This window comes from Pseudomonas sp. 2957 (genome assembly GCF_031456345.1).
In the GTDB taxonomy this organism is placed as follows: Bacteria; Pseudomonadota; Gammaproteobacteria; order Pseudomonadales; family Pseudomonadaceae; genus Aquipseudomonas; species Aquipseudomonas siliginis.
In genome coordinates, this window is the sequence record NZ_JAVDUL010000006.1 from 14,627 (window position 1) to 39,740 (window position 25,114).

Sequence of the window (25,114 nt, forward strand, 5' to 3'; positions counted from 1 at the left end):
AGGGTGGCTAGGCGCCCAGCACTTCCTCGCCGATACAGTAGCGATCCCTGCCTTTCTGCTTCGCGGCATAAAGCATTTTGTCAGCCGACTCGATAAGAGTGGCAGGGCTCACTTCATGTTCGGCCGGTTTGCCAACCGCAATACCTGCACTGGCGGTGACGTGACCCAGTGGATGGGCTTTGTGCTCCATTCGCAAGGATCGAATGGCCTCAAGAATTTCCTGCGCCACAAGCGCCGCCCCGCGAATATCGGTGTTGGGCAGCAACACGGAAAACTCCTCGCCGCCATAGCGCACGGCGAGATCACCCGGCCGTTTTACCGCCTGCGCAATGGCCTGGCCGACGGCGCTCAGGCAATCATCACCTGCCGCGTGCCCATAGCTGTCGTTGTAGAGTTTGAAGTGATCGACGTCGATCATGATCAGTGAGATCGACGAACCCTGGCGTCTGGCCAGACGAATTTCGTCAATCAAGGCAGTGTCCAGTCGCCGACGGTTGGCCAGCCCGGTCAGGCTGTCGGTCAAGGCCATGTCCTTCATGGCCTGGTGTGCCTTGCGCAAATCCTTTTCCATCACCATCCGTTGGCGCAGTTGCCTCAAGACGATCAGTCCGAAGACCGTGAACGCGGTGATCACCGACATCAACACAAAGCCGGTTTTGATGAGGTCCCAGCGCCACGGCGCAATGATCGATTCGCGGGACAGGCCGGTTTCGACCACCAGCGGATAGGTGCTCAAAGCTCTGTAACCGTACAGACGCTGGGTGCCGTCGACGACCGCTCGGACCTCGGCGATCCCTTGATTGGAAAAGGGCAGGTAGTTCTTGAACACCTCACTGTCGGCGAGGCTCTGACCGATTATCGAAGCGATGAAAGGACGACGCACGAGAATGGTTCCATTGCGCAACGCCAGCACCAGTGCACCCTTGTCGTCGATCTTGAAATCGCCGTAATAGTCGACGAAGTAACTGACTTTGATGGTGCCAAGCAGCACGCCGGCGAAGGAGCCGTCCGGGTTATTCAAGCGGCGGGAAATCGGAATGATCAGGTCGTCTGTGGATTTGCTTTTGACGACATCACCGATACGCACGTTTCGATCGGTGTTGGCGCGGTGATATTGAAAGTAGTCGCGATCGGCATTGTTCGCCGGGTCCGGAATCATTTCCTTGTCGGTGACGATCCATTTGCCGTCCGGGCCGTAGATAAACAGTCCATGCAACTGCGGCATCAATTTGGCCTGCTGCACCAGCAAGTTGTGGATGCGCGGTACGTTGATGTTCTGCAGACCGTCGCCTTCGACGCGCTCGCCCAGGGCGGCGGTCAACACATCGACCTGGCGGATGGCGTCTTCGGCATGTTGCGCGGTTGCCCGCGCGAGGTTGGTGACCGAATCACGCGCCGACGAGAAGGCTGCATGATAGTCACGCCAGGTTCGCCATCCCTCCACGCCGAGAAACGCCAGAATGACCGTCAGCATGAAGATGACTGTCAGGCGGAAAGCGGCTATCTCGCTGGCAGCTTTGATGGGAGCGGTTTCTGCGGCGTCATGCCCCTTGGTTTTGGGCATCTTACGACCGAGCATCTGAGGGTCCTTATGCTTGTCATCTCTCATCTCTTGAAAGATGACCATCCTTTTCCACCTGGAATTCAATTTACTGCCTTGGCCAGGCGGTCGCGATTGGATCGTTCAAAGCCGTGCCGGGTCAACATCTGTAATTGAAGCGCGCCTTGAGGTGAGACTTGTGAGCGATATCATCACGGCCGATGACTTGAACATCGACCTGCGCAATGCCAGCGAAACCGGCCTGTTCAAATGGTTGCTGGCGAGTTTTCTGATGGGCAAAAGGATTCAGGGCGCCATTGCCGCCAAGGCGTATCAAGTCATAGTAGAGCAGCATCACCAAGACACCCCGCAAAAGCTCGCGCAGTGTACGCACCGTCAACTGGTGTCGATGCTGGGGCAGGCGCGTTACGTGCGCTACGACGAAAGCACGGCGTCGCGACTACTCGCGCTGGCCAACAAGCTCAATGCCGAGTACGCCGGTAAGGTCAGTAACATCGTGGCCGCAAGCGCGGACCGTAAGGCGCTGGAGAAGCGCCTGTCCGAGTTTGAAGGGATAGGGCCGAAGACCGTCGAGATCTTCATGAGGGAAGCGGCGGCGGTACTTTTCTGAACGCCCGCTTCTGCATTGAAGACGGTGGCAACACTCGGCTCACAGAGCAGCAAGTCTTCCCGCCAGTTCCCGGTCAATGGATGGCTGCCACCTCCGATTGCTGGACTGTGGCTTGATCGGCAAAATTATTCGGGAGCAGGGTGCCCAAGCCGAATACATTCACCGCCATGCTGACTTTCAATCCTCGACAGGCCTGTTTGCAGTCCAGCTCAAAACCGGCGTATGCGTGCTCCATCAAACGTTGAAAATGTTCAGAAGTCAGTGCCAGGACTTTGCTGCTTTTCATGTGGTTTTCCTTGAGCAAGTGGCGACCCCGGTCCGGGGCCGCCGGACGGGTTCAGACATCTTTGCCTTGTACATAACCGGAGCCCAGATCAGCACCGGTCACCGGCTCGCTGAGTGGGTCAGAGGCTGTACGGGTCTTCATCGCTTCCAGCACCTGTTCGTCTTCAGCCGGAAGGGTGACGGTCGCCAGACCATCGCCGCCGTCGACTGCCGGCTCTGGGTTTTCCACGTACTCCCACGCGCCGCCCTCGTTCCACGGACCGCGCACGTTGGGCTCGCCAGACATATTGAAGTACTTGTTGGTGAACTCCGGCATCCCCGGCAGCTTGCCCTGCGGAAAGTTCGGCTGGATCGAATGCAGGGCTTTTTCGAAGGATTGTTGATGGGCGATTTCTCGTGTCATCAGGAAGCCAAGCGCCTCTTTGACGCCCGGATCATCGGTGATGTTGATCAAACGTTCGTAGAGGATTTTTGCCCGTGCTTCGGCGGCAATGTTGGAGCGGAAGTCGGCGGTAGGCTCAGTGATCGAGTCAACGTAAGCCGCCGTCCACGGCACCCCGGCCGAATTGACCAGCGGCGCGCCTGCGCCGTACAGCAGGCTGGTGATGTGCGAGTCATTACCGGCGCCATTCAGCGCACGGTACAGCTCGCCTTCCTCTTGAACGCCCTCGGCGAGTTGACCCTTGGCACCTCTGTTGAGCATGACGATGATCGAGCCGACCACCTCCAGATGGCTCAATTCTTCGGTGGCAATGTCCAGCAGAAGGTCTTTGCGCCCCGGATCTTCCTCGGCCAAGGCTTGGGTGAAATAGCGCGCTGCTGCGGCCAGTTCGCCATTGGCGCCCCCGAATTGTTCCAGCAGCAGATTGGCCAGACCAGGGTTGGGCTCGGCCACTCGAACGGTGTACTGAAGTCGCTTGTTATGTATGAACATTCAAATTTTCCTCAGACCAGGCTATCGCGCTTTTGCCCTGGTGGGCGTTAGCGCATGCATAGTTGTGAGGAGTGGGTGGAGCGGAAATTTCGTTTATTGCAGGCCGGCTGGACGGACGGCAGAGGGCGGAAAGTTCCGGAAACAGGACGGTTGGCTTGACCCTGTTCCACGACCAATGTGGGAGCGAGCCTGCTCGCGAATGCGGTACGTCAGTCACCGATTTGGCGGCTGATCCAGCGCTTTCGCGAGCAGGCTCGCTCCCACAATGGTTCGTTGGCAATCAAGCGATCTTCAACGCCCTCAGCACCACCAGCGTCTGCTCGGCGAAGACCTGCGCCTGTGCGGTCAGCGCGGCGATATTGGCTTCGGCAGTGAGCAGCGGCTGGCCGTTGTCTACCAGCACTTCACCTTGTTCGCTGATCACACTCCACGCCAGTTGCGCCCACTCGGCTGGCTGCTGTTTGCCTTGCTTGATCGAGATCAGGAACAGCTGCTGGAAGCGGCTGACCGTCACACCACCGCCAGTGACCGGGCTGGCCAGTGTCTGGACGTTGGCGCCGTACAGCGAGCGTTTGCACAGTTGCAGATTGAGCGCGGCGCAGCGACCGCTGACCTGCGACTCGGCGGCCTCGCTCTGGCACGGAGCGACCGCGCCCATACCGATCAGCACGGCCAGGGCTTGTTCGAGGTCGTCGTAAGCCAGCGCAGTCTCGGACAGCAATTGGCGCATGGATTTGGCCGCATAGTTTTGCGCCGCCAAGGCATCGAGCACCGGGCCGTAGATTTCCGCTTGCAGGGTCGCTTCGCCGGCAGGACCGGTGACCGAACCCGCGACAGTTTCCCAGGGTTGCAGCAACGCGAAACGGCTGTGCAGCATTCTCGCCCGGCGTTCGGCAGCGGACAGGCGGGTCGCGCCACGTACGTACAGGTCGCGGCGGAAGTGCTGGTTGACGAAGTAGTCCCGCGCTTGCTCGCGCATGATCGGATGTTCGATGGTTTCCAGAAAGTCCATGCCTTCAGCGCTCAGGTTGAGCGGGGCGACCGAGTCCAGCGGCACTGCCGTGGTGGCGTAGTCGAGTTTGGCCGGGGCCAGCGCGTCGACCATGTCGGCGAAGTACATGCAATTCCAGTCACGGTTGAAATACTCGTGGGCGACGTAGTGACGATCCTGACCCTTGATGCTCTGCAGCCGCGCGCCGAGACTCGGCGCCGCCGCGGCGTATTTCGGGTTGGCCGCGAGCAGTGCGTCGGAAAATTGCAGTGCGGCGTCGATGCGCTGGTCGGAGCGCGACGAGGCATTGGCAAAGCGGTCATGCAGGCTGAACAGATTGCGCAGCGGCGCCGACGGCGACCAGCCGGGGAAGCAGTTGTAACTGACGTAAAGCATGCCGCCCGGCTTCAGGTGACGGCGGGCGAATTCGACGATCAGTTTTTGATTGTCGCGGCTGACCCAGGTCCAGATGCCATGCAGGCTGATGCTGTCGAACTGCGGCAGATCATTGCGCGCCAGCAGCTGTTCGAAGCTGTCGTCATACAGGCGGGCGCCGTTGTTGGCGGCAGTCGCGAGTTCGATGGCATGGGCCGCCATACCCGGGTGAAAGTCCGTACCGACAAACGAACCCGGGTTGGCGGTGGCGTGGATGTTGATCGACACGCCCTGACCGAAGCCCAGTTCGCAGTGCACGCCTTCGTTGCTTTCCAGCGTGGCGAACCCGCGCAACAACAGGCAGTAACGCAGGAACACCGGATTGATCTCCCGGCTATAGCTGTAGGTGTAGCCTTCGTCGGTGAAATAACCTTCGTTCCAGGCGTTGCTCATGGGTACAGCCTCTTGTTCTTGAAAGTGATGGCAGTCTTATAAGGGGTTGTCGCTGCGCGCGACAAATTGAAAAAACGGATACTTCCCCAAACCCTGTGGGAGCGAGCCTGCTCGCGAAAGCTTTTTTTCAGTTTGAATATAATCGGCTGACACGCCGCTTTCATGAGCAGGCTCGCTGCCACAGGGATCTTCAACACATCCAAGCAGGATTGATACCGATCACGCACTCCACGGCCCATTCGCGCAGGCATTTTGTAGCCAGCCGAAACTGTCATATTCCCTCCCACTCGTCTGCCCATAGTGACCAGCCCAACGCTGATTTCATGAGGCTGCACTGTGTTCCAACGTCTTCTGTGTTCGCTGTCCGTTCTGAGCCTGTCCATCGCCGCTGCCCACGCGGCCGAGCCTGTCAGCCTCGACACGCCGCGCTTGAGCGGTATCGACAACTTTCGCGACATCGCCGGCATCACCACCGCGTACTCCACCGCCCACGACGGCGTTATGCGCAGCGGCGTGTTCTACCGTTCCAACGCACTGACGCCGTCGACGGCGGATCTGGCGACACTCAATGGGCTTGGCATCAAAGCCATTTACGACTTGCGCACGCCGAGCGAAATTGCCGCCACGCCCGACACGATGATCACGGGCGCGGCCTACCGCAATATCGACATCATTGGCAGCACCACCTCTGGTGCGAACATCACCAATATCTCGTTCCACAGCGCCGCCGAGGCCGTGGCGATGATGGAGGAAACCAACCGCGCCTTCGTCAGCGATGCCGGCATGCGCGGGCAGTTCGGCCAGTTGTTCAATGAGCTGGCCAGTGTCGACGCCGCGCAGTTGTTTCACTGCACCGCCGGCAAGGACCGCACCGGCTGGACCGCCGCCGTGTTGCAGAGCATCGCTGGCGTTGATGAGGCGACGATCATGGCCAACTACCTGGCGACCAACGACTACACCGCCGCCCGAGTTGCCGCGACCTTGAAAGCCTTGCCGCCGAGCATGGCCGCTGTCTACGAGCCGCTGCTCGGGGTGCAGGCCAGTTATTTGCAGGCCGGTCTCGACCAGGTCGCCGCTGAGTACGGCAGCATGGACAACTACCTCAAGCAGGGCCTCGGTCTGTCCCAGGAAACCATCTATGTGCTGCGCGGAAAATTGGTGGAGTACAACAGCTTGCCGGGTCAGGCCGGGCTGATCGGCAATGCCGCCGCTGGTGCCGAGTTGCTGCGCCAGCTGCAGAACTCCGAGCTGTCCGGCACCTACAGCGCCTACAACTACTACCTGCAATCGGCGATCGACGCCGGCAGTCTGGGCGGTGTCGAATCTCAAGTCGGCGGTCAGGTCCACGCTGATGCGGCCAGCTACCTGCTGCGGCAGAACGCGATGATCGAACAAGCCGCCGCACCGTTTGCCAGCGGCAGCGATCTGAAGATCGGCCAATACCGCCTCTGGAGTACCGCGCTTGCCGGCTACCTCGGCACTGACGGCTCGACCCATGCCGAGAGCAGCAACGAACACAGCCAGGGCCTGATGCTCGGCATTACCCAGCGCTTCAACGAACAACTCAGCGCGCGCGGCGGCTTTGGCTACAGCAAGGGCAGCGTGGGCGGCGCGGGTGGCGAGGCCAATACAGACTTCACCTTCCTCAACCTCGGCGCGCGTTACGGCCTGACCAGCCTTGAACGCGGCATGTTTGTCGATGCCAACGCCAGCGCCGGATACGTCGACTACGACAGCAAACGCGAGCTTGGCGGTGGTCTCGGCACTGCCAAGGGCGACACTCACGGCAATCTCACTGGCGCGACCGTGGCGTTGGGTTATCGCCTGCCGCTGAGCAGCGTGATTGTCGAACCGAACCTGGGCTTTCGCGTCAGTCATCTCGACTTGCAAGGTTTCAAAGAGAAGGGCAGTGAACTGGCGCTCGACGTCGACGGCATCAAGCAAACCCGCCGCAGCGCGGTGGCTAATCTCGACGTGTCATTCGCGCCGGTGGCAATGGGTGCGTGGCAGTTGGTCCCGGGCGTTCGCGTGGGCTATGAACGTGCGCTCGGCGATCAGCAAGTCGACAGCGAAGGCCACCTGCTGGGGCTGGATATCGAGCAGCGCGCGGCGTTCGACAATCGCGACCAGTTCAGCGGCGGCGTTAATCTGATGGCCAACCTCGGCGCCCTGAGTGTAGGCGCTGAGGTCGGCGCCAACGGTGGCGGTGACAGCCATGGTTTCAATGGCGGTCTAAAGGCCAGTTACGCCTTTTGAACACAGCGAGCTCGGCAGGTTGCCGGGCTCTTGCGCTCAAGCATGCTGCGCACGCGAAGGTTGCTGTGTGCGTGCCGGTTGCGCGGTGGGTTCGGGCAGCGAGGCGACATGCACGGTGCGCGCCGGGAAGGCGAACGTCGCGTCCAGCTCGGCCACCGCTTCCATGATTGCCAGATTGATGCGTTGCTGTACGTCCATGTAGACGTTGTAGCTGGCGTCCAGAACGATATACACCGTCTCGAATTCCAGCGCGCTCTCACCAAAACTGCGGAAATGGCAGCGGTCGAAGCGCGCCTGTTTTTCGTTCTTGATGATGCTTTCAACGCGTTGAGTGATCTGGCGGATCTGTTCGCTGGTGCACTCGTAAGTCAGACGAAATTCGAACACCACTCGACGCTCCTGCAAGCGTTTGTAGTTCTGAATGGTGCTGCCGATCATGTCGGCGTTGGCCATGACAATCTGCTCACCGCCAAGACTGCGGATGCGCGTGGTCTTCAGGCCGACGTGCTCGACCGTACCGGCCAGCGTGCCGACGACGATGAAATCGCCCACCTCAAACGGCTTGTCGACGGCAATCGACAGCGAGGCGAACACGTCGCCGAGAATGTTCTGCACCGCCAGCGCCACCGCGATACCGCCGACACCCAGGCTGGCGACGAACGCAGTGATGTTGACGCCCAGATTCGACAGCATCGCCAGCAGAATCACCGCCCACAGCAACACCTTGACGCCCCACAGGCTCAGGGTCGCCAGAGCGCTCGCCTGAAAAGAGCCGGTCGCGTTATGCCGCGAAAAATAGCGATGCAGCCCCAGCGCCAGTGCGCGGTTGGTCCACAGGCCGACCTGCAACGCCGCCACCACGAACCACAAACTGCTGACCCGCCCGAGCCAGCGCTCGGGCAAATCCAGCAAGCCGATGCCGACCAGAATCGATGCCAACAGCAGCAACGTGGTGCTGGTCGCCGCCAGCACTTCGCTGGCCATGTACGTCAGATGCCCATTGCCGGCAGTGGCCCGCGCCTGCACCTTGCGGAAAACGAAGCGGATAGCCGTGGTGGTCAGCAGATAACTGAGCGTTGCGGCGAGCAACGCCAAGACCCAGTTCGCCAGTGAAATTCCCAGAAGTGTGTGCGTCGTGAAAAAGCCGATGAAATCCTCAGTCATTGAAACCCCCTTGCGAAGCCTGCGACGACGCTGGCGCAGAAGCGCAGCGCCGGCCGCAGCCAGGTAAACGCCGCCTGAATCGGCTATGCCGTCAAGCGACCTGTCTGGGGTTAGTCGTCCTGAGATTCCTGCTGTTCAATCAAATGCAGGTTTCGCCGGACCGAATGGTCAACGCCTGGCCTTCAACTCCGCTGGGCTTACGCCGTAAGCGCTTTGAAAATACTGACAAAAGCGCCCGACATTACTGAAGCCAAAGCTCAACGCCACCTCCGTCACAGAGCTTGCATGCCCGCGCACCAACGCTTCATAGGCGCGCTGCAAACGCACCTGCCGCTGATACGCCACGATCGACATCCCGACAAAACGCCGAAAACCTTCCTGCAATGCGCGCTGGCTGACATGGCTCAACCGCGCCAGGTCCACGCCACTGACCAACTGCTGCGGATGCGCCTGAATAAACTCCATCGCCACCTTCACATGTCGCGGCGCCACACACGGCGCCGGCCCCCGTAATGCCTCGGTGAAATTGTGCGGCCACGCCTCCAGCACCGCATCGATCAACATCTCGCGCAACCGTGACGGCATCAACGTGCCGCTGTTGATCAAGGCATCGAACTCAGTGCCCGTGGCCAGATCGATCAACGCCTTGAGGCCCTGAAATGCCGGGGTATTCAGATCCACGCTTGGCTCAAACACGATCTTCTGCACGACCGGTTTCTCCAGCAGCGCCGACAACCGCTCGGTGAGCTGCAGACGATTGATCGAAATGCCGTGATGCGCGTGATCGTCAACAAAACGCATCGAACGGATATCCGCCTTGTCGATCGCCAGACCGATGTGCGCCATGCCGATGGACTCGGTGGCGTGGTTGAAAACGATCTTGCCGGCGGTGGGGATGACGAAAGTGATTTCGTTCTGCGGATCGGGGAGGGTGACGCTGAAGTCGCCGTGGTAATGCATACGCCGAAAACTCACCCCGTCGTGCCGCCCGTAGACCCCGCCGATGATGATGTTGGAGGGCGGCGGCGGAGTATCGGCGTAGCGGTTGCCGAAGAGCCTGGAGAACAGGGCGCCGAAGTCGGAAGAGGTGAGGTTGTCGGAGCGCAGGATGATTTTTTGCCGGGTTGGGGAGGTGGCGGTGATGGGCGGCATTTTGGAATGCGGGCTCTTGGGGCGACGGGAGGGATGGGAAGATTAGTGAATTGGCGTGACTGTCTGGTGACAAGGCTTTGGAGCATCGTTTGCTTTCGACTTCAGCGGTCACTTCTGATGAATCGCCAATTCGGCGCCAGCACTACATGGTTAAGTTGAATGGTGTGAGTTTGCAAAATTGAATGGCGGCGACGCTACCGAACTAAATCGAATTGTGTCCGATTGCTTTACAGTGTGGGGAAGGATAGGTGGGAGTGCTATTGGCTTTATAGTAATCGAATATATTGTCGATCCGTTCCGTGTCTAATATAAGTCCGGTACTTCTATAGCGCTTCAATAAGCGAAAGGGTGATAGTTATGAAAAAGCTCCTTTTTTGTGCGGTTGCCGTTCTATTTATGATTGGCTGCGCTTCGTCCGGTAATCAAGCTGCGCTCGATGCCCATGCGGACGCGCCGGCGACCGCAAAGCAGCTAACGGGCAGCGAAATAAAAACTACGGTCATTGGCCGAAAATATTCCAGCGTAACGTCAACTGGTTATCCTTTCTCTCAAGTATTAAGCGCTGACGGAACTGCACAAATTCAGATCTCCAGCGAGTCCATGCAGTCAGGAAGTTGGGTGATTACGGGGGATGTGATCTGCGTTGCCTATCAAAAATACGGTAAGGAATGCAGCAAAGTGTTAACAGATGGGGGCTCGATTTGGTTCGTTGACAGTACGACGAGTAAAACCAACAACAAATTTATCGCCAACTAGAGCGGACATCATTTTGAGAGCGGGTAGCGGCTGCTTCACGCCTGGTTTATATCAGGTATTGAAAGAACGACGCCACTGACTGGGCGTAACCTTTTCCACCTGCCGAAAGGCCCGATAGTAAGAGTTGACGTCGTCATAACCCAGAAGATACGCCACCTCTTTGAGCTCCAGGCTCGTATCAGCCAGCAGCTGCAACCCAACTTGACGCCTCGCCTCGTTGAGCAGCGCGTTGAAGGTCGTGCCCTCGGACGCCAAACGGCGCTGCAAGGTTCGCTCGCTCTGCAACAGTTCTCTGGCGAGGTGTTGCAAACTTGGCCGTCCGTTCGCCAGCGTGCGCTTGAATATTTCAATGACCTGCTCACAGAAGCCAATCGGCGCCTCAATTGCGCGTAATGCGGCATCGAGGCCGGGGCTCATCATGTGCAGCACCTGCGCATTGTGTTGCAGAAACGGCCGGTCAAGATCAGAGGCGCTCACGATCATCTCGTCATGGCTGGCGCCGTAGTTGATGGGACAGGCGAAATAATCCGAGTGAGTTTCCAGCGGTGGCTTTGGCCGCCGCAAGCTCAATGACATAGGCGTGATGTGTGTTCCGGTGCCTCGTCGACCGAGCTCCAGTACCAAGGCAAAACACGCCTCCACTGCAAGATAGGGCGCAGGCCCCGTGCCGGATGGCCACTGAATCGTGAATGACACAGTGTTCTGGCGCTCGACCATGGATAATTTGTCGGGACTGCACAGGCGCTGCAAGCGCGCCAACCGCGCAAGTCCGTCGCGATAATCAGCAGCATATAACGCCGTGATGAACGCCATTTTGTGCTTCGCACTGGGCGTGTCGCGAACCATTTTTATCGCAAAAGCCGGATCCGCCGAAAGCGCCTCAATGGCGTTCCAGACAGCGAACAACTGCTGTGTGCTGACAAAGGTCGATTCGTTCAAATGAAGGTCAGGGGGCAGTTGAGCATGTTGCTCAATCAACGAGGGATCCAGTCCCAGCTGCGCTATTGATTCCCAGAACACCCTGGGCAATTTACACCGCTCGGCGCTGGTGTGAAGGTGCGGCATTTCCAGACTCCGAACTGCAGGATAGCGGTGATGCGTGATGCAATGCGCCGCCAATGGCGCGTTCTGCAAGTATTCTGGCGGAAGGCGCCCACAGGCTCATACCGCTTCGCTTTTACCATTGTCGTCAACACACCGAGCCAAAAGGAGCTCACGATGACAATGACTTTCTATACCAACCCCAATTCTCGCGGCCGTATGGTGCGCTGGATGCTCGAAGAAATCGGCTGCGCGTATGAGACGGTGGTGATGGATTACCAGTCGACCAGTCAGTCTGACCGCTGGGGTGGTGCTGCGCTGGCGGCGCCGACGATGAACGACGCTGATGGTTCGCGCGCCAGTTTTTTTCGCGACGTTAACCCGATGGGGAAGATCCCGGCCCTGGTGCATAACGGGCAAACCATAACAGAAACCGCCGCCATCTGTGCCTATCTGGCTCAGGCATTTCCCGAAGCCGGGCTGGCGCCAGTGGCAGCGGAGCGCGCCGCTTATTACCGGTGGATGTTTTTCGCTGCGGGGCCGCTGGAGCAGGCGGTCACCAACTACCGCGCCAGTTTCAACCCGACTCCGGATCAGGAGTTTTTCTTTGGCTACGGAAGCTATGAGCGCACGGTCGATCAGCTTGAGCGCGCGGTATTGGCGCATCCGTTTATCGCCGGGGAACGCTTCACCGCTGCAGACGTTTATGTTGGCTCCCACATTGGCTGGGGGTTAGGCTTGCAAACCTTGCCGCCCAGGCCTGCGTTTCTCGCCTATGCCCAGAAGTTGACCAGCCGCGACGCCTACAAACGTGCGGTGGCGAAGGATGAAGCGCTGTTGGGGGCCAGATGACTGATGCGCCTGCCATGATTTTTCGCAAAACTCAGGGAATTTGATAATGCCGCTCAACCGACTCGACTTCACCACACGCTTGCTGATCGATGCGGGCATTGGTGAAGGGATGCGAATCCTGGACGTAGGTTGCGGTTCGGGTGATGTTTCGTTTTTGCTGTGTGATCTCGTGGGAAGAGGCGGGGAGATCATCGGCGTTGATCACGATGCCGCTGCCATTGCCATTGCCGTTGCACGCCAGCGCACCGCAGGACATGCGCCGACCTTTCTTGAGGGAGACCTCTTGGAATTGCCAGACTCTATCGGCAGTTTTGACGCCATCGTCGGCAGGCGCGTTCTGATGTATCAACCGGATGCGGTGGCGACGATCCGAGCGCTGTCGAGATGTCTGCGTCCCGGCGGGATCATGATCTTCCAGGAACACGATACGACGATGGCGCCCGCCAGCGTCGAGCCTTTCCCTTTGCATGAAAAAGCGCAACGTTGGTTACAGCAAATGCTTGCTCGCGAAGGAGCGGATTTGCACATCGGGTTCAACCTGCACGGCATTTTCACTCAGGCAGGCTTGACCGTTGAAAGCGTGCGCGCTGAGTGCCTGATGCAAACGCCTGATGCGCCCTACAGCCTTGGCGCCATCGTTCGAGCATGCTTGCCGCGAATCATTGCGTTAGGGGTGGCCAGTGCAGAAGAGGTAGAGATTGAAACATTGCAGGAGCGTCTGGATCAGGAGCGTTCAGCTTCTTCGGGCATCTACGTCGGTGATGTGATGTTTGGGAGTTGGGCTCGGAAAAGTTGACGTTTTGAGAGGAGGATATACCGCGGATGCAGTGGGAAAGTGCGACGCTTGGAACGACCCACTGTGCCCGCTAGTCGTACCTGTCTACGAACATTTTTACAGGTACGGCGCAATGGATAAGACAATCACCGTGGATCAACTGGCAACCACTGATCTTGGATCAATCAACGAGATATGGCTCGGCGGGACCCATACCCAGTTATGCCTATGGCGTGCTGAACAAGTCTTCACCCACGAAATGCTCAGCGAGGGAACCCATGATCAGAATGTTCGACGCCTGTGCTTGCAGTTGGTTGACCCTGACGATCGAGACGCAGTGGCCCGTGTTGAGGCGGTAGCGCGCGAACGGCTGGAAGAAATGGGCAAGCAGGGCGAGTTTTACCCGGCCGAGGAGGCGGACACTCGTCAATAGCCGCTCCGCAGCTGATGAAAAGCGCTGCTGCTAAAGCAGCGCCTCAAGCGTGCTCTTCAACCCTGCGCACATCCCCCAAGGAATCACGCTGCATCGACTGCAAGTTCTTTTCAATGGTTTCGCACAGCGCTTCCATCTGAATCTGGTGTTCGCTGTGGCGAAACGGACTTTGCAGATCGGTGCCGATGCGCTCGATGGCCAGCAGCATGAACCCGACCACGGTCGACGCCAGCGGCGTGAACCAGCCGAGGGATTCCACCAGTCCTATCGGGACGATCAGGCAGAACAGCGAAATGAACAGCCGTGGGAAATATACATAAGGGTAGGGCAGCGGGGTATTGGCGATCCGCTCCATTCCGCCTTGGCTGTTGGACAAGTCCACCAGGGTCGACTCGAGCCGCGCCAGGCGAATACTGTCCAGATGCCCGGCCTTGTATTCGCGAGCGAGCAGAGTCGCCGACCCGGTGAGGATATCGTTGGCAAAGTTATTGGTCGTGCCGCTGCGGGCAAATTCTTCGGCGGGAATAAACGCTCGCACCTCGTCGGGACATGGCTGGCCCTGTAGGTGCGCGGCGAGGCAATTCACGTAGGCCACGTGGCGGCGCAACAGCGTGGATTTGACCGGGTTCACCTCGCCACCAGCGTCGTCCAGCAGCGTCAGCACCTGCCTGGCGAAGCTGCGGGAATTGTTGATCATCGACCCCCACAGCGTCCGCGCCTCCCACCAGCGGTTGTAAGCGCTGCTGTTGCGAAAACTGATCAACACGATCAACGCCGAACCGAGCAAGGTCAGCGGCATCAACGGCAGGTTCAGCTTGGCGTTGAGAAACAGCATGAAGTCGACGGTGACGGCGATGTCCCAGAGCAGCAACCAGAACAAAGACCAGCCCACGTAACCCAGGGTCTTGATGATCAGACGGTATTTTTTGACGATGGCAGCTTTCAAACGGAAACCTCGTGGCGAGCAGTTTGCTTAAACGCTTAAGCTCGGACGATGCCTGGCACCCGCAGTTCCCTGGTGGAGCGGTCAGCCGTCAGTCAGTCTGCAAAGTCTGGCCCTGTGCATGGCGAATGCTTTCAAGAAAAATCCTCGTCTCTCGATTCGACCGCAGATGAACCACCCGGCAAGCCGATGGCGCCGTTGACACGAATTGGCGCATTTTGGCTCGCGAGGTTTTTCTCGTCCGCCACATTAACTTTAGAAACTCCGGCAGATTCGCCAGCTGTTCGGGGCAGTTTTCCGGCAAGTCGGGCCGAGACTGACCGTGGTTGAGCAGCGTTCTACGCAGGACGCGCAAGAATCGAAGCGGTGGCGAACGATCGATCCAGATCAGCAGATCTGCACGGGCGACGCGATTTTCCCAAGTGGTTGAATGGCCACCTTCGAATATCCAGCGATCACGCGCCTCGACCTCCAGGCAGAGTCGGGTCTTCTCATCCGGGCTTCGCTCGATCCAGCCTGGCTGCCAGTGGATCGTGTCGATATGCACGACCGGCAACCCCGTGCGCTTACCCAGCTTGCGCGCCAACGTACTTTTGCCAGACCCAGGCTGACCAACAATCATCACCCGTTGCATCGAAGCTCCTTCTCGCTCTGCAAGCTGATTTTTTGGGCGGGCGATTCTACGGCAATGCCTGTCTCAGTCAATGACTCTTGAGCGCTACGCTGGGTTTTGCCGGACTGCCGACAAACTGGCTCGGCGGTCCGCCCGTTCGCCGAGCCGCCATCCCAGCAGCCCCCACAGCAGTGCACACAACGCGCCGACCAGCGCTGCCATGCCTGCACCTTGGCTGAGGGCGTCCAGCGCGCTTTTCGCCCAGGCACTGATGGCATCGCCGGCGCGGTAGACCACGGTGTCGATGAAGTTCTTCGCCTTGTACTTGCTTTCGGCATCGAGCGGGGCAAACAGCATCTCTCGGCCTGGGCGCACGAAGGCGTACTCACCGATGCGGCGCACGATCATCAGCGCGGCGATCAGGCCAAAGCTGGGGGCGAAGATCAGCCCGATAAACCCCGCGCACATGACCAGCGGCACCATGGCCAACAGCACGCCGACACCTAGTTTTTGCGCGAGGCGTCCAGTGATGAACAGCTGACAGAACAGGGCGCCTGCCTGCACGACAAAGTCGATGATGCCGAACACGCGCACCTGCGCCTCGCGGTCCGGGAAGTGTTCGGCGACGACGCGTGCCTGCTCGAAGTAAAGGAAGGTGGAGACTGTTGCCAGCAGCACCACAAAACCGCAGATGCCGAGCAGATAAGGTGATTTCACAACGGCCGTCATACCGCTGAACGGATTGCCCGGCAACGGCCTGCGAGGGCTTTCGCTCGGCGCGGCATCGGGGCGTCCTGCGCCACCCCTTTCACGCCAGTGCATCAGCTGGCGCTTGAACCACATCGCAGCGCCCAGCAGAACAGCGGCCAGCAGCATCAGGCCGGACTCGCCCAGCGAACCGATCAGCAAGGCGCTCAGCGCAGGGCCACAAAGGCCGCCGACGCTGGCGCCCGCCGCGATGAAAGCGAACAGGCGTTTGGCCTGGGCACTGTCGAATACATCGGCCATCAGGCTCCAGGCGACCGATACGACAAACAGGTTGTAGACCGATATCCACACGTAAAACACGCGCGCCAGCCACGGGCTTTCCTCGCCCAGGAACAAGGCGGCGAACAACAGCAGATTGGAGCAGAAGAATCCGTATACCCAGTCCACGAAATGCAGGCGCGGCACGCGTGCGCTGAGCCAGGCGAACAGCGGAACGGCCGTCAGCATGACCAGGAAGGTCGCGGTGAACAGCCACTGCAAGTTCTCGACGCCGGCAGTGATGCCCATCGATTCGCGGATCGGACGGAGCATGAAATAGCCGGCGAACAGACAAACGAACAGCAGAAAGCCGTTGAGCGCAGGGCGCAGCTCGTGAGCCTCGGCATTGATGATGGCGCCGGCGCGGTGGGCAAGAAGAGACGTATCCATGTTGCGCTCCTGTGGGAGTGGCAGGGCAATGGCACGGGGCCTGCCCGTGCCGGGCGGTCAGCGGTAGGTGACGCCGGTCAGTCGCTCAGAGAGTTGCCACAGTGTGGCCGAATTCGAGCGATCGGCAGCGGCCGGCGGCATCTTGGCGAAGCCCAGCGGCCCGCGCTTCTCGTTATCACCGGTGGGGCCGTAGTAGGCGCCGCCAACCGCCTCCAGCGCCGTCGCCGCATACAGCGTGGGCAGCGCGCCCTGCGCTGCGGAATGATACATGTCCCGCTCTACCGCCCATTGTTTGCCGAATTGACTGTCCAGGCCAGGCCCACGGGCGATCAGCTCGGTCACGGCGACGCCGGGGTGCGCGGCGATGCTGCGTATCCCCCAACCGGCGGCATCGCTGCGCTGCTGCAGCTCGATACTCCACTTGAGTATCGCCAGTTTCGATTGGCTGTAGCTGGCAAAAGGGTCGTAACTGCGCTCAGCCTGCAGGTCATCAAAATTAAGGGTCGCGCGCCCGGCGGCGATGCTCGACAGGCTGACCACCCGACCATCGTCGCTTTTGCGTAGCAGGGGCATCAGCAGGCCGGTCAGGGCGAAATGCCCCAGGTAATTGGTCGCCAGTTGCATCTCGTAGCCATCGGCGGAAACGCCTCGAACAGGCGGCGACATGATCGCGGCATTGTTGATCAGCACGTCGAGCCTCGGCAGGTGCCCTTGCAGACGGTTGGCGAGGTCGCGCACCGATTGCAGATTGGCAAGGTCCATCGTTTCGAATTGCACGCGCGCCTCGGGCACGGCTTGTTTGATTTTTGCGATCGCCTCGCGGCCGCGCTCGGCGTTGCGTGCGGCGATGATCACCACGGCACCGGCGCGGGTCAGGGCCAGCGCGTCTTCATAGCCCATGCCGCTGGTTCCTCCGGTGACCAGCACGATGCGGCCTTTCTGGCTGTGCATATCGTGGGTGGACCAGTCCGGCTTCGGCTCCGTTCGGGGAGTCGCCTGCGCAGCCAGTGTGCCGGCCATCGCGGAAATGGCGAACAGCATTCGGGTGGCCTTGAGGAGGCGTTGGGTCGCAGTATTGCTCGGCGTAGCGGGTGAATGGCTCATTGGGGAAATCTCATTCGCGTGACAGGTTCCCGGTTGGCGGGGGCGAGTGAGCAGTATCGGTGTACGAATGCGCGAGGATAAGTCGGGCATTGGTGGATGGCCCGTACGCTATGGCGTACAGTCAGTCGCTTGCGGAGGGAGCGTCCATGCGTAAACCAAACCTTACCGATGTGTCGATATTTGCTGCGGTGGTCGAGGCGGGGGGATTTCGTGCTGCCGCGCAAAAGCGCGGGCTGTCCGCCTCGTCGTTGAGCGACTGCATGCGTCGGCTGGAAGGCGACTTGGGCGTGCGCCTGCTCAATCGAACCACCCGCAGCGTCACGCCGACGGCAGCCGGCGAGCGATTGCTCGAACGCCTGCGCCCGGCCTTGCAGGAGATCGACGCCGCTTTCAACGATCTGGACGACGACGCTCAGCGCCCGGTCGGCACGCTCAAGCTCAATGTGCCAGTGCCGGTGGCACGCTTTCTGTTGCCCGATCTGCTGGCGCGTTTTCTGCGCCTTTATCCAGGGATTAGTGTTGAAGTGGTGATGGACAACACCTTCGTCGACGTCAACGCTGGCGGGTATGACGCCGGCGTGCGCTATGAAGAGAGCCTGGCCAAAGACATGATCGCCGTGCCCATCGGCCCGCGTCGACAACGCTTCGTTGCAGCCGCCGCCCCGCGCTATCTGGCTGAACGCGGTACGCCCACTCACCCCGAAGAACTGCCGGGGCATGACCTGCTTGGCCATCGGTTCGAGAGTGGCAAAGTCGGCGTATTCGAGTTCCATCGAGACGGCCGTATCGTGCGTATCCCGCCTCAGGGGCAACTGCTGACGTCGTCACACGATCTGAAAATTCGCTCGGCCATCAACGGACTGGGCATCGTCTATACCTTCGAGGACTTCCTGCGCGAGCCGCTCTCCGATGGTCGACTGGTGCCGATTCTCGAGGACTGGTGGCAAGCTTTCGACGGCCCGTTTCTTTACTACCACGGCCGCCGTCACATGCCTTCGCCGCTGAGGGCGTTTGTGGATTTTTTGCGGGGGGAAGGGGAGATTGCGGAGAGTTCAGGTGTCTTTAGCATCGTTTCGTAAGGCCAATCAGCCCTCAATCGAACTCTGCTCAAACCCCAATGCCCTAATCTGGGGTACATATGGTTGGCGACCCTTCTTTTATGCCAGAATTCCTCTGATTCTAATTTTACAAGGATGTTAAAGATGTCAGGCAAACCTGCCGCTCGCGTTAGCGACCCTACCTCTTGCCCTTTGCCTGGTCATGGCGTTAATCCAATTGCCTCTGGGTCTCCAGACGTTTTCTTCGATGGGTTAGCTGCCGCTCGGCAAACTGATAAGAGCGCATGTGGCAGCCCTATCGTCGGAGATGTAGCTTCGACGGTGCTCATCAATGGATTACCTGCAGCAACCGTTGGTAGCACTGGCGCCCATGGGAATAACGTCATCACTGGCTCCAGTACCGTAATAATTGGTAACTCGCATACTCCAGCGGATTTCACACCTCCTTCCGCAATGCCGCTTTGGGCACTGGTCTTCGATGAGCAGTTTCGTATCGTTGGTACTGATGGTCAGCCATTAGCTAACGTTCCCTACCACATCAAAGATGAGTCAGGAATGGTCTATACCGGGTTTTCAGATGAGTCGGGACGTACTCCGAGAATTGCTACGAGCAAACAAGAAACTCTGGAAATTACTACAGGAGTTGCGGCCCTTGAGAAGTGGGGTGAAGCATGACGGAGTTTTCTTGCAAAGTACCCACAAACAAGGAAGCCGGCTCGGTAAGTAACGTACCTGGCTATGCGATGCCGGCGAATATTCATCTTTTCGTCGCAGTCGATGAAATCGGCAAGGATGGATTTTTAGTTAGAAAAATTTACTCGTCTCCGGACAATCCTCATCTTGTCGCAAAAAATTTACCGGAATTCCAGATGAAACACGAAGTCTGGCCCGAAAAATATGGTATGCGCCCCGTCGCTCCGAACTCAAATGCCACCGTAGCAGAACACGTATTTAGCAGCAGGAAATATCCATCAAGCTATCTTTCAACAAGCTCCGAGTTTCCCGGCGGCTCTCCAAGGTTCGACGGAAAAGTTGTCTATATCGACATTGAGAAAGCGAAGGCGGCTGGAGCAAAGTTAGTTACGACGGAGGAAATCCTTAAGTCGTTAGAGGACTATAAAAAAGTAGCTCCGAAGAACTCGGCGAGAATCGACCAGATTGCTAGCTGGGTGAGAGATATCGACAAAGAAGTACTGGTGAAAGCAGAAAAAGTACCAGCAAATGCGATTTTCACACCAAGGTCTTATCAAGTGACCAATACGCTCATGAAGGGGGCAAGAGTCGTAAGGGTTTTCGCCATTGGTTTTACTGCGTATGACCTAAAGTTAGCAGCAGAAGAATCAATTAAGCAAAAAAGCGTTAAACCTATTTCTGTCGAAGTTGTGAAGCAAGCAGGCGGCTGGGGAGGCGCGATGGCCGGTGCAAGGATAGGGTTCGTTGCAGGTGCTGCGGTTGGTATAGAAACCGGACCTGGTGCATTTGTAAGTGGTGCAATCGGTGGAATAATATTTGGCACTGCAGGGTACCTGGGCGCGACCTGGCTCGCTGACTACCTACAAGAGTGAAAAAGTATATGAGCTGGTTAGGTCGTATGAAAAACGTGTTCAAGACTACCCCCGAGGAGCAAATCGTTGGTTATTCGGTTGTAGAGTTAAAATCTATATTTGGAATCACGGTCACTGAGGCTGTAGCAGGACATCGAAATTACCCTGTTTACTCAGCGTTGACTACTGCAGGAATACAAGCCTATTACTCAAGTTTTGTCATCGGCAGAGCTGAGGTAGCGGATCTTGAAAGCCTCATTAAAGAACGGTTCACACCTATCAATGAAAGAGTGTTCAATGGATTGGTCGTAACCCGCTTTCAACATCGACTGAGTGATGAACAGCTTATATTTTCGATTTCATATAAAGAATTCAATAGCGCTACGATTCGGCTGATCACCAACAGTTCTGAGCTATTGACCCTGTTAAGCGAAACGAAAATTGCGGCCCCTCCGCCGTGGTTGGTCTTCGATGGATACGAGGCGTCTTGGTGGGGAGGTGACATGCAGGGGGCACAAGGTTTTTACAACGACAACTATTTCTTTCCATTTTTTTCATCGCTAAGTCCAGCAGAAAGAACCGCTTATTACGCAAGATATTCCGCACCTGAGGAGTGGATCAGGAGCCTAGAGTTGACTCTGGATCTCGAATAGCTATAGCTCTGCTTCGGCCGAAAGTGGGGCACAGTTCGATGGATGCTTTCTGTCATTCGCGGACGCTCACAAGCGACCGCTACGGGTCACAAGCAGTCATTGAAATGAGCCAGAAGATGTACACAAAAAAAGCCTACTTTGCGGGCTTTTGTCGTACGTGAGGTAAGAGTGCTATTTACTTGTTCCGCAATAGCACATACGCTTCAGCGCCGTTTCGGTCATGCTGAAGAATAAAGTTGTTGTCCTGAATACGCACAATTGCTTGCCCATTATTATACAAATAGATTGCCCCTATCTTCTCTACATCAATAGACGCAACCAAAATGACCGAAAACACCAACAGCGACAAATTTGCTCGAATCATGGCCGTAATATCTTTAGCTGTTGCTATCTGCGCTATCCTTGTGGCCTACCTTCAACAAACCTACGCCCTTGATGAGCAGAAACGACAATTTCAAATATTACAAAAAGAAGATTTGACTGTTCGATTAAACCCGCACGTTGACGGCTAATCCGTATCACTTCTCATGACTTAGGATCTCTTGGACGTGTCGTACAGATTCCTTGGGAAGTCAGTTTCTCAAACACTGGAAACCAAAAGCTCTCTTTAATGCAGTACTCGATGAGTACTGGCCAATCACCAGACTTCACCTCCTACAGTGGAATCGATGGTGGAATAATGACCGCCGATCAAAAAACTGTGAAACTCCCATTGTTATTAGAGCCAGGTGAAAGCCGCTCATTTGTTATCTATGTGGGTATCTTAGTCACACCTAACGTATACGAAGCAATATCGATTAAAAGCAGCTCTAATGTTCGGACTAATAGTTCCTTAAAACTTGCACTGGCGAAGCAGGGGATGGATCTCTATGGAAATCATGTGGATTATCAAGAGTTTCCCGGCGGTGAATATAAGATGACCATCGACAATGAGAATCAGAAATCGCCAACGTTCTGATGCAAAGTAATCACAGGGCGCGGAAATGTTTTCCTAGTCTCCACAACGGAATACAGATTGGGAAAGTGATTATAGATCCAGATCGGACTTATCTATTCTCTGGAAATAAATCAGCCCCCTTACAGGATTATCGAATTGAAAAAAAGGGACTGATTTATTTCTCAGGAATTAATCAGTCCCTTTTTCTGTCAAGGTTTGGAAGTCTGTCGATCACAACTAGAGTATTGCGGCAATTCTCGGGATAGAGCGAGCGAGGCTCGGTGATCGTTCTGAAGCCCGTTCAGCGCACCAAAACTCATGTACAAATTGTGTCAGGTGGTTGTTGTAACCCAAGCCCACAGGAGATGAGCTCCCTTTCCGAGGTAGCATCTCTTCCCTAAGATCTCTACGCTTTGATTTGCGAATGAGCCGAAGGAGTTCCTGCTTTGGATCCATGAGTTTATCAGGTGAGCGAGTCATCAATGCTGGGCTTAATTGAGCGAACGCAGAGAAGCCTTCATGATCCGCAAGAACCCATGACTCGGCTTCCCGTACAGCTAATCTTAGGGAAAGTCGTGGGGATGGATGGGCGGGCATCCAAGCGTCACGCTGGGTAACCACACATGGTGCTTGGTCAGCATCCGCAAGCATGAGGACCGGCATAACGGTTTGAGCGATTGAGTTCATTTTGTCTATCATTAAGCGAAAAGGCGCACATCCGTTTGCGACAGTCGATTGCTGAATGATTGCCTCCTTCTTTAAATGACGAACTAGCTTTATCGCCAAAGCGCAACAAAGCTGATCCTCCCCCACGACAACAATACGCACCTCCATCACAGCAGGCCTAATTGATCTATGTGGCTTGGCCGAGCTTTCGGAAGCATAACCTCTGCAGGTGTCATCCCTGCGTTCATTAAACCCATTTCAAATTCATCTGCTACACGCGCAGTAGTTCCGTCTGCTCCAGGCTCAAGTAGTAATATTGAATTGCTTTCGAGAGGATTCCTTAGAAGCGCCTCACTATGCGTCGTAATTATAACCTGCCTACCAAGTGCCTTTTGCTTTCGCAATATCCTGTCAATCATCAATGGAATATGGGACACAATTGAGTCATTGAGCGATAACTCTGGCTCCTCTAGCAACAATAAACTGTTGCTTTCTTGCAGCATCCAAAGCAGGCCTATAAGACGCAAGGTTCCATCAGAGAATTGGTCCTCCCTTTGCCACGCCCCATGGTTCCTCCAATGTTGATACGATGCCATTAAATGGGGTTGGCCATTTGTTTTATCCAACTCAAATTTAAGCTCGCTGAACTGGGGTACCGCTTTCTCTAGTGCTGCTTGAATACGCCGGAGTTTGGCATCTCTGGACCGAGTCGGGGTTTTAGCGATTCTTTGTAATAAACCTTGACCAAATGGATCATCCTCTAAGATTCTTCCTGATGCTTCTGAAAATTTCAGCAGCTGAGGCACTAGGTGAAGGTAAGTTGTATTTCCCAAGAAATCAGAAATGTCGCGGAAATCCTTGTTCGCATTTATTTGTTCAAGCGCGGTTTGGGTAAGGCGCACTCGATCTTTTGCATCGTATCTATCAGGACGATTTAGGACTACAGCTCCATTAAATTTTGCTATTTCTTGAGTCACAAATATTCGCTGAGCACCCGTCCCCTCAGGTTTGAAACCCAAGGAGTATTCCCAAACCGGAGGCTCACCAAATTCTTCAGAAATTTCAATATCGATTTTTACTTCGATATCAGATCTTGCTTGCAGGCATCGAAGCTTTTTTATTCCGCCTCGATCCTCGATTGCTTTCTGTAATCCTCCACCAGCAGGTTTGCAGATATCGCGAAGAAATCTAAAAACATCCAGCAAATTGGACTTGCCTGAAGCATTTGAGCCGATAATGTAGGTTCTGTTTTGGAGGGGGACTTCAAGTTTTTTGAAGTTGCGCCAGTTTTTCAATGTTAGCTTGGTAATTAGCATCTCGCCATTCGCCCCTTTTTTTCGATTTTTCTTGGCTTCATCTGGACTCGATCAATAACCCGAACTTGCTCTCAGCGTCGAATTATTGAGTTGAGTATGAGCCGATCGTCCCACGCTTAGTTAAGTGCCTAAGCCTGCGCTTTTTGACCGAGCTTATCAAATATAAGTGGCCATCGAAACGGTGGCATCATTACGAGGAGCAATCTCGGTATTTGGCGGGGAGTCTGCACAACCTGAGGCCTACATAGGATGTCCAGTTTTCGGCGACGTCGCCCAAGATTTTTACGTCCCACTGAGCAGAATTTCTGCTTCTGGTTGGCTTTGCACTGCGAAAACTTCCGCGCTCTACGCTGCCTCGAAGCATTTAGCAGGCGCCACCAAGCAATCGCAACGGAGGTAAGCTGGAGTCAAATCCTAGCAGACTGCTATTGGCCGAAAGCCGACATTCGGCGACATGTCCACCTACGTAATATCCTGCAGCCTCTCGCGAGCAGATCCTCAGTTGATCCTGGCGGGCTTCTTTATTCACCATCGCCTGCTTTAACCGGAATTCGTCTGATAACGTCGTCATAAGGCACCAGGTCGAGAAAGGCAATGACCTCAACTGCCTGCATATTTCGTATGCGCATGATCCATACGTAGCTGTTGCGATAAGGCGCGCCATCGGCTGCGGTGGCGGTGCCGTCCCAGTGCACGACGACGTCATCGCCCTCAGCCCAGATATCCGTCACCGTCGGGCGAACGGGCGAGGCGAGCCGTTTTGCGAAGGGTTGGACTGCGCGTTTCAGGAAGTCATCTCGGCCGCGATAAGTACCCGCCGAGGGGCTCGTCCCCTTGATTGTCCAGATCACATCGGGAGCCAGGACATCTGTGAAGAACGTCCGGCCGCCTTGAGCCCACTGGTTGAACGCTTGCGCAATGAATTGGCGATTGCGTTCCGTAGTCGGTTCGCTGGCCACGGCGGGCGCCGGCCCTGCGATGAGTGTGGTGAGGACCAGTGCTAGCGCTGTAGAGAGGCGTTGAACAAGCGTCATTTCCTGTGCTCCTTAATCTGTCCGATGAGCCCCGTCGAGTTGGATGGGCCGTGGTTGTTATCTGTAAGCCGCTAGTTGCGTTTTCCCGCGCCGTTGCTCTATATGGGGCTTTGGCAAAGAATCGGCGCGGGTTTGGCCGGCAGTACCTCTGGGCTTCATCTGAAGTGTGACTTATGAGCGGAGGAGGGCTGT

General features: G+C 56.7%; 25 protein-coding genes. 12 read left to right on the forward strand and 13 right to left on the reverse strand.

Annotation, left to right across the window (positions count from 1 at the left end; genetic code table 11):
* Nucleotides 1–7: 7 nt before the first annotated feature.
* Nucleotides 8–1,579, reverse strand: a complete 1,572-nt coding sequence (locus tag J2Y39_RS21180) for a sensor domain-containing diguanylate cyclase (protein ID WP_310219522.1) — start codon at nt 1,577–1,579, stop codon at nt 8–10.
* Between the two features lie 160 nt (nt 1,580–1,739).
* Between J2Y39_RS21180 and J2Y39_RS21185 the strand changes: the two genes are divergently transcribed.
* Entirely contained in the window at nt 1,740–2,171 is a 432-nt protein-coding gene (locus J2Y39_RS21185; RefSeq protein ID WP_310219524.1) for a DNA methylase, read from the forward strand.
* A 73-nt stretch (nt 2,172–2,244) separates the two neighbouring features.
* Here the strand turns inward: J2Y39_RS21185 and J2Y39_RS21190 are convergent, their stop codons facing one another.
* From J2Y39_RS21190 to J2Y39_RS21200, 3 genes are all read right to left on the reverse strand, one after another.
* Entirely contained in the window at nt 2,245–2,457 is a 213-nt protein-coding gene (locus tag J2Y39_RS21190) for a hypothetical protein (RefSeq protein WP_095179668.1), read from the reverse strand.
* A 51-nt stretch (nt 2,458–2,508) separates the two neighbouring features.
* Complete coding sequence (locus J2Y39_RS21195) at nt 2,509–3,390, reverse strand: manganese catalase family protein (protein WP_071171961.1); 882 nt, start codon at nt 3,388–3,390, stop codon at nt 2,509–2,511.
* Between the two features lie 280 nt (nt 3,391–3,670).
* Nucleotides 3,671–5,209 carry a class I SAM-dependent methyltransferase gene (locus J2Y39_RS21200; RefSeq protein ID WP_310219527.1) on the reverse strand — a complete coding sequence of 513 codons (1,539 nt, stop codon included), beginning with the start codon at nt 5,207–5,209 and terminating at the stop codon, nt 3,671–3,673.
* 336 nt (nt 5,210–5,545) lie between these two features.
* Between J2Y39_RS21200 and J2Y39_RS21205 the strand changes: the two genes are divergently transcribed.
* Nucleotides 5,546–7,465 (forward strand): tyrosine-protein phosphatase, encoded by a 1,920-nt coding sequence (locus J2Y39_RS21205; RefSeq protein WP_310219529.1) that lies wholly within the window; start codon nt 5,546–5,548, stop codon nt 7,463–7,465.
* Nucleotides 7,466–7,501: 36 nt separating this feature from the next.
* Here the strand turns inward: J2Y39_RS21205 and J2Y39_RS21210 are convergent, their stop codons facing one another.
* A complete protein-coding gene (locus J2Y39_RS21210) occupies nt 7,502–8,629 on the reverse strand; it encodes a mechanosensitive ion channel family protein (protein WP_150742647.1) in 1,128 nt (375 codons plus the stop codon).
* A 168-nt stretch (nt 8,630–8,797) separates the two neighbouring features.
* On the reverse strand, nt 8,798–9,781 hold the full coding sequence (locus tag J2Y39_RS21215; protein WP_310219531.1) for a helix-turn-helix transcriptional regulator: 984 nt from the start codon (nt 9,779–9,781) through the stop codon (nt 8,798–8,800).
* Nucleotides 9,782–10,138: 357 nt separating this feature from the next.
* On the opposite strand from J2Y39_RS21215, the gene J2Y39_RS21220 reads away from it, so the two are divergent.
* On the forward strand, nt 10,139–10,537 hold the full coding sequence (locus J2Y39_RS21220; RefSeq protein ID WP_310219533.1) for a hypothetical protein: 399 nt from the start codon (nt 10,139–10,141) through the stop codon (nt 10,535–10,537).
* A 51-nt stretch (nt 10,538–10,588) separates the two neighbouring features.
* On the opposite strand, the gene J2Y39_RS21225 is transcribed toward J2Y39_RS21220, so the two are convergent.
* On the reverse strand, nt 10,589–11,602 hold the full coding sequence (locus J2Y39_RS21225) for an AraC family transcriptional regulator ligand-binding domain-containing protein (RefSeq protein ID WP_310219534.1): 1,014 nt from the start codon (nt 11,600–11,602) through the stop codon (nt 10,589–10,591).
* Nucleotides 11,603–11,632: 30 nt separating this feature from the next.
* On the opposite strand from J2Y39_RS21225, the gene J2Y39_RS21230 reads away from it, so the two are divergent.
* The 3 genes from J2Y39_RS21230 (at nt 11,633) to J2Y39_RS21240 (ending at nt 13,638) form a co-directional block, all read left to right on the forward strand.
* Entirely contained in the window at nt 11,633–12,430 is a 798-nt protein-coding gene (locus J2Y39_RS21230) for a glutathione S-transferase family protein (RefSeq protein ID WP_217356742.1), read from the forward strand.
* A gap of 46 nt (nt 12,431–12,476) precedes the next feature.
* Nucleotides 12,477–13,226: a methyltransferase domain-containing protein gene (locus J2Y39_RS21235; protein WP_310219536.1), complete on the forward strand. Its 750-nt coding sequence runs from the start codon at nt 12,477–12,479 to the stop codon at nt 13,224–13,226.
* 112 nt (nt 13,227–13,338) lie between these two features.
* A complete protein-coding gene (locus J2Y39_RS21240; RefSeq protein ID WP_236169219.1) occupies nt 13,339–13,638 on the forward strand; it encodes a hypothetical protein in 300 nt (99 codons plus the stop codon).
* A 43-nt stretch (nt 13,639–13,681) separates the two neighbouring features.
* Here J2Y39_RS21240 and J2Y39_RS21245 read toward each other — a convergent pair whose 3' ends face one another.
* The 4 genes from J2Y39_RS21245 to J2Y39_RS21260 form a co-directional block, all read right to left on the reverse strand.
* Entirely contained in the window at nt 13,682–14,584 is a 903-nt protein-coding gene (locus tag J2Y39_RS21245) for a bestrophin family protein (RefSeq protein ID WP_056784990.1), read from the reverse strand.
* 88 nt (nt 14,585–14,672) lie between these two features.
* Complete coding sequence (locus J2Y39_RS21250; protein ID WP_310219537.1) at nt 14,673–15,215, reverse strand: AAA family ATPase; 543 nt, start codon at nt 15,213–15,215, stop codon at nt 14,673–14,675.
* 84 nt (nt 15,216–15,299) lie between these two features.
* A complete protein-coding gene (locus tag J2Y39_RS21255; protein WP_310219538.1) occupies nt 15,300–16,610 on the reverse strand; it encodes an MFS transporter in 1,311 nt (436 codons plus the stop codon).
* A gap of 57 nt (nt 16,611–16,667) precedes the next feature.
* Complete coding sequence (locus J2Y39_RS21260) at nt 16,668–17,714, reverse strand: SDR family oxidoreductase (protein WP_310219539.1); 1,047 nt, start codon at nt 17,712–17,714, stop codon at nt 16,668–16,670.
* A gap of 146 nt (nt 17,715–17,860) precedes the next feature.
* Here J2Y39_RS21260 and J2Y39_RS21265 point away from each other — a divergent pair, with 146 nt between their 5' ends.
* The 6 genes from J2Y39_RS21265 (at nt 17,861) to J2Y39_RS21290 (ending at nt 21,927) form a co-directional block, all read left to right on the forward strand.
* Nucleotides 17,861–18,793 carry a LysR family transcriptional regulator gene (locus J2Y39_RS21265; RefSeq protein WP_310219540.1) on the forward strand — a complete coding sequence of 311 codons (933 nt, stop codon included), beginning with the start codon at nt 17,861–17,863 and terminating at the stop codon, nt 18,791–18,793.
* Nucleotides 18,794–18,916: 123 nt separating this feature from the next.
* Nucleotides 18,917–19,447: a PAAR domain-containing protein gene (locus J2Y39_RS21270; protein ID WP_310219541.1), complete on the forward strand. Its 531-nt coding sequence runs from the start codon at nt 18,917–18,919 to the stop codon at nt 19,445–19,447.
* Nucleotides 19,444–20,337: a glycine zipper family protein gene (locus J2Y39_RS21275; RefSeq protein ID WP_310219543.1), complete on the forward strand. Its 894-nt coding sequence runs from the start codon at nt 19,444–19,446 to the stop codon at nt 20,335–20,337. The genes J2Y39_RS21270 and J2Y39_RS21275 overlap by 4 nt, the downstream gene beginning before the upstream one ends.
* A 26-nt stretch (nt 20,338–20,363) precedes the next feature.
* On the forward strand, nt 20,364–20,969 hold the full coding sequence (locus J2Y39_RS21280) for a hypothetical protein (RefSeq protein ID WP_310219544.1): 606 nt from the start codon (nt 20,364–20,366) through the stop codon (nt 20,967–20,969).
* 323 nt (nt 20,970–21,292) lie between these two features.
* Nucleotides 21,293–21,481 (forward strand): hypothetical protein, encoded by a 189-nt coding sequence (locus J2Y39_RS21285; RefSeq protein ID WP_310219545.1) that lies wholly within the window; start codon nt 21,293–21,295, stop codon nt 21,479–21,481.
* Nucleotides 21,482–21,591: 110 nt separating this feature from the next.
* A complete protein-coding gene (locus J2Y39_RS21290; protein WP_310219547.1) occupies nt 21,592–21,927 on the forward strand; it encodes a hypothetical protein in 336 nt (111 codons plus the stop codon).
* A gap of 812 nt (nt 21,928–22,739) precedes the next feature.
* Here the strand turns inward: J2Y39_RS21290 and J2Y39_RS21295 are convergent.
* Entirely contained in the window at nt 22,740–23,888 is a 1,149-nt protein-coding gene (locus tag J2Y39_RS21295) for an AAA family ATPase (protein WP_310219549.1), read from the reverse strand.
* Between the two features lie 521 nt (nt 23,889–24,409).
* Nucleotides 24,410–24,922, reverse strand: coding sequence for a nuclear transport factor 2 family protein (locus J2Y39_RS21300; RefSeq protein ID WP_310219551.1), 513 nt, complete (start codon nt 24,920–24,922; stop codon nt 24,410–24,412).
* Between the last annotated feature and the right edge of the window lie 192 nt (nt 24,923–25,114).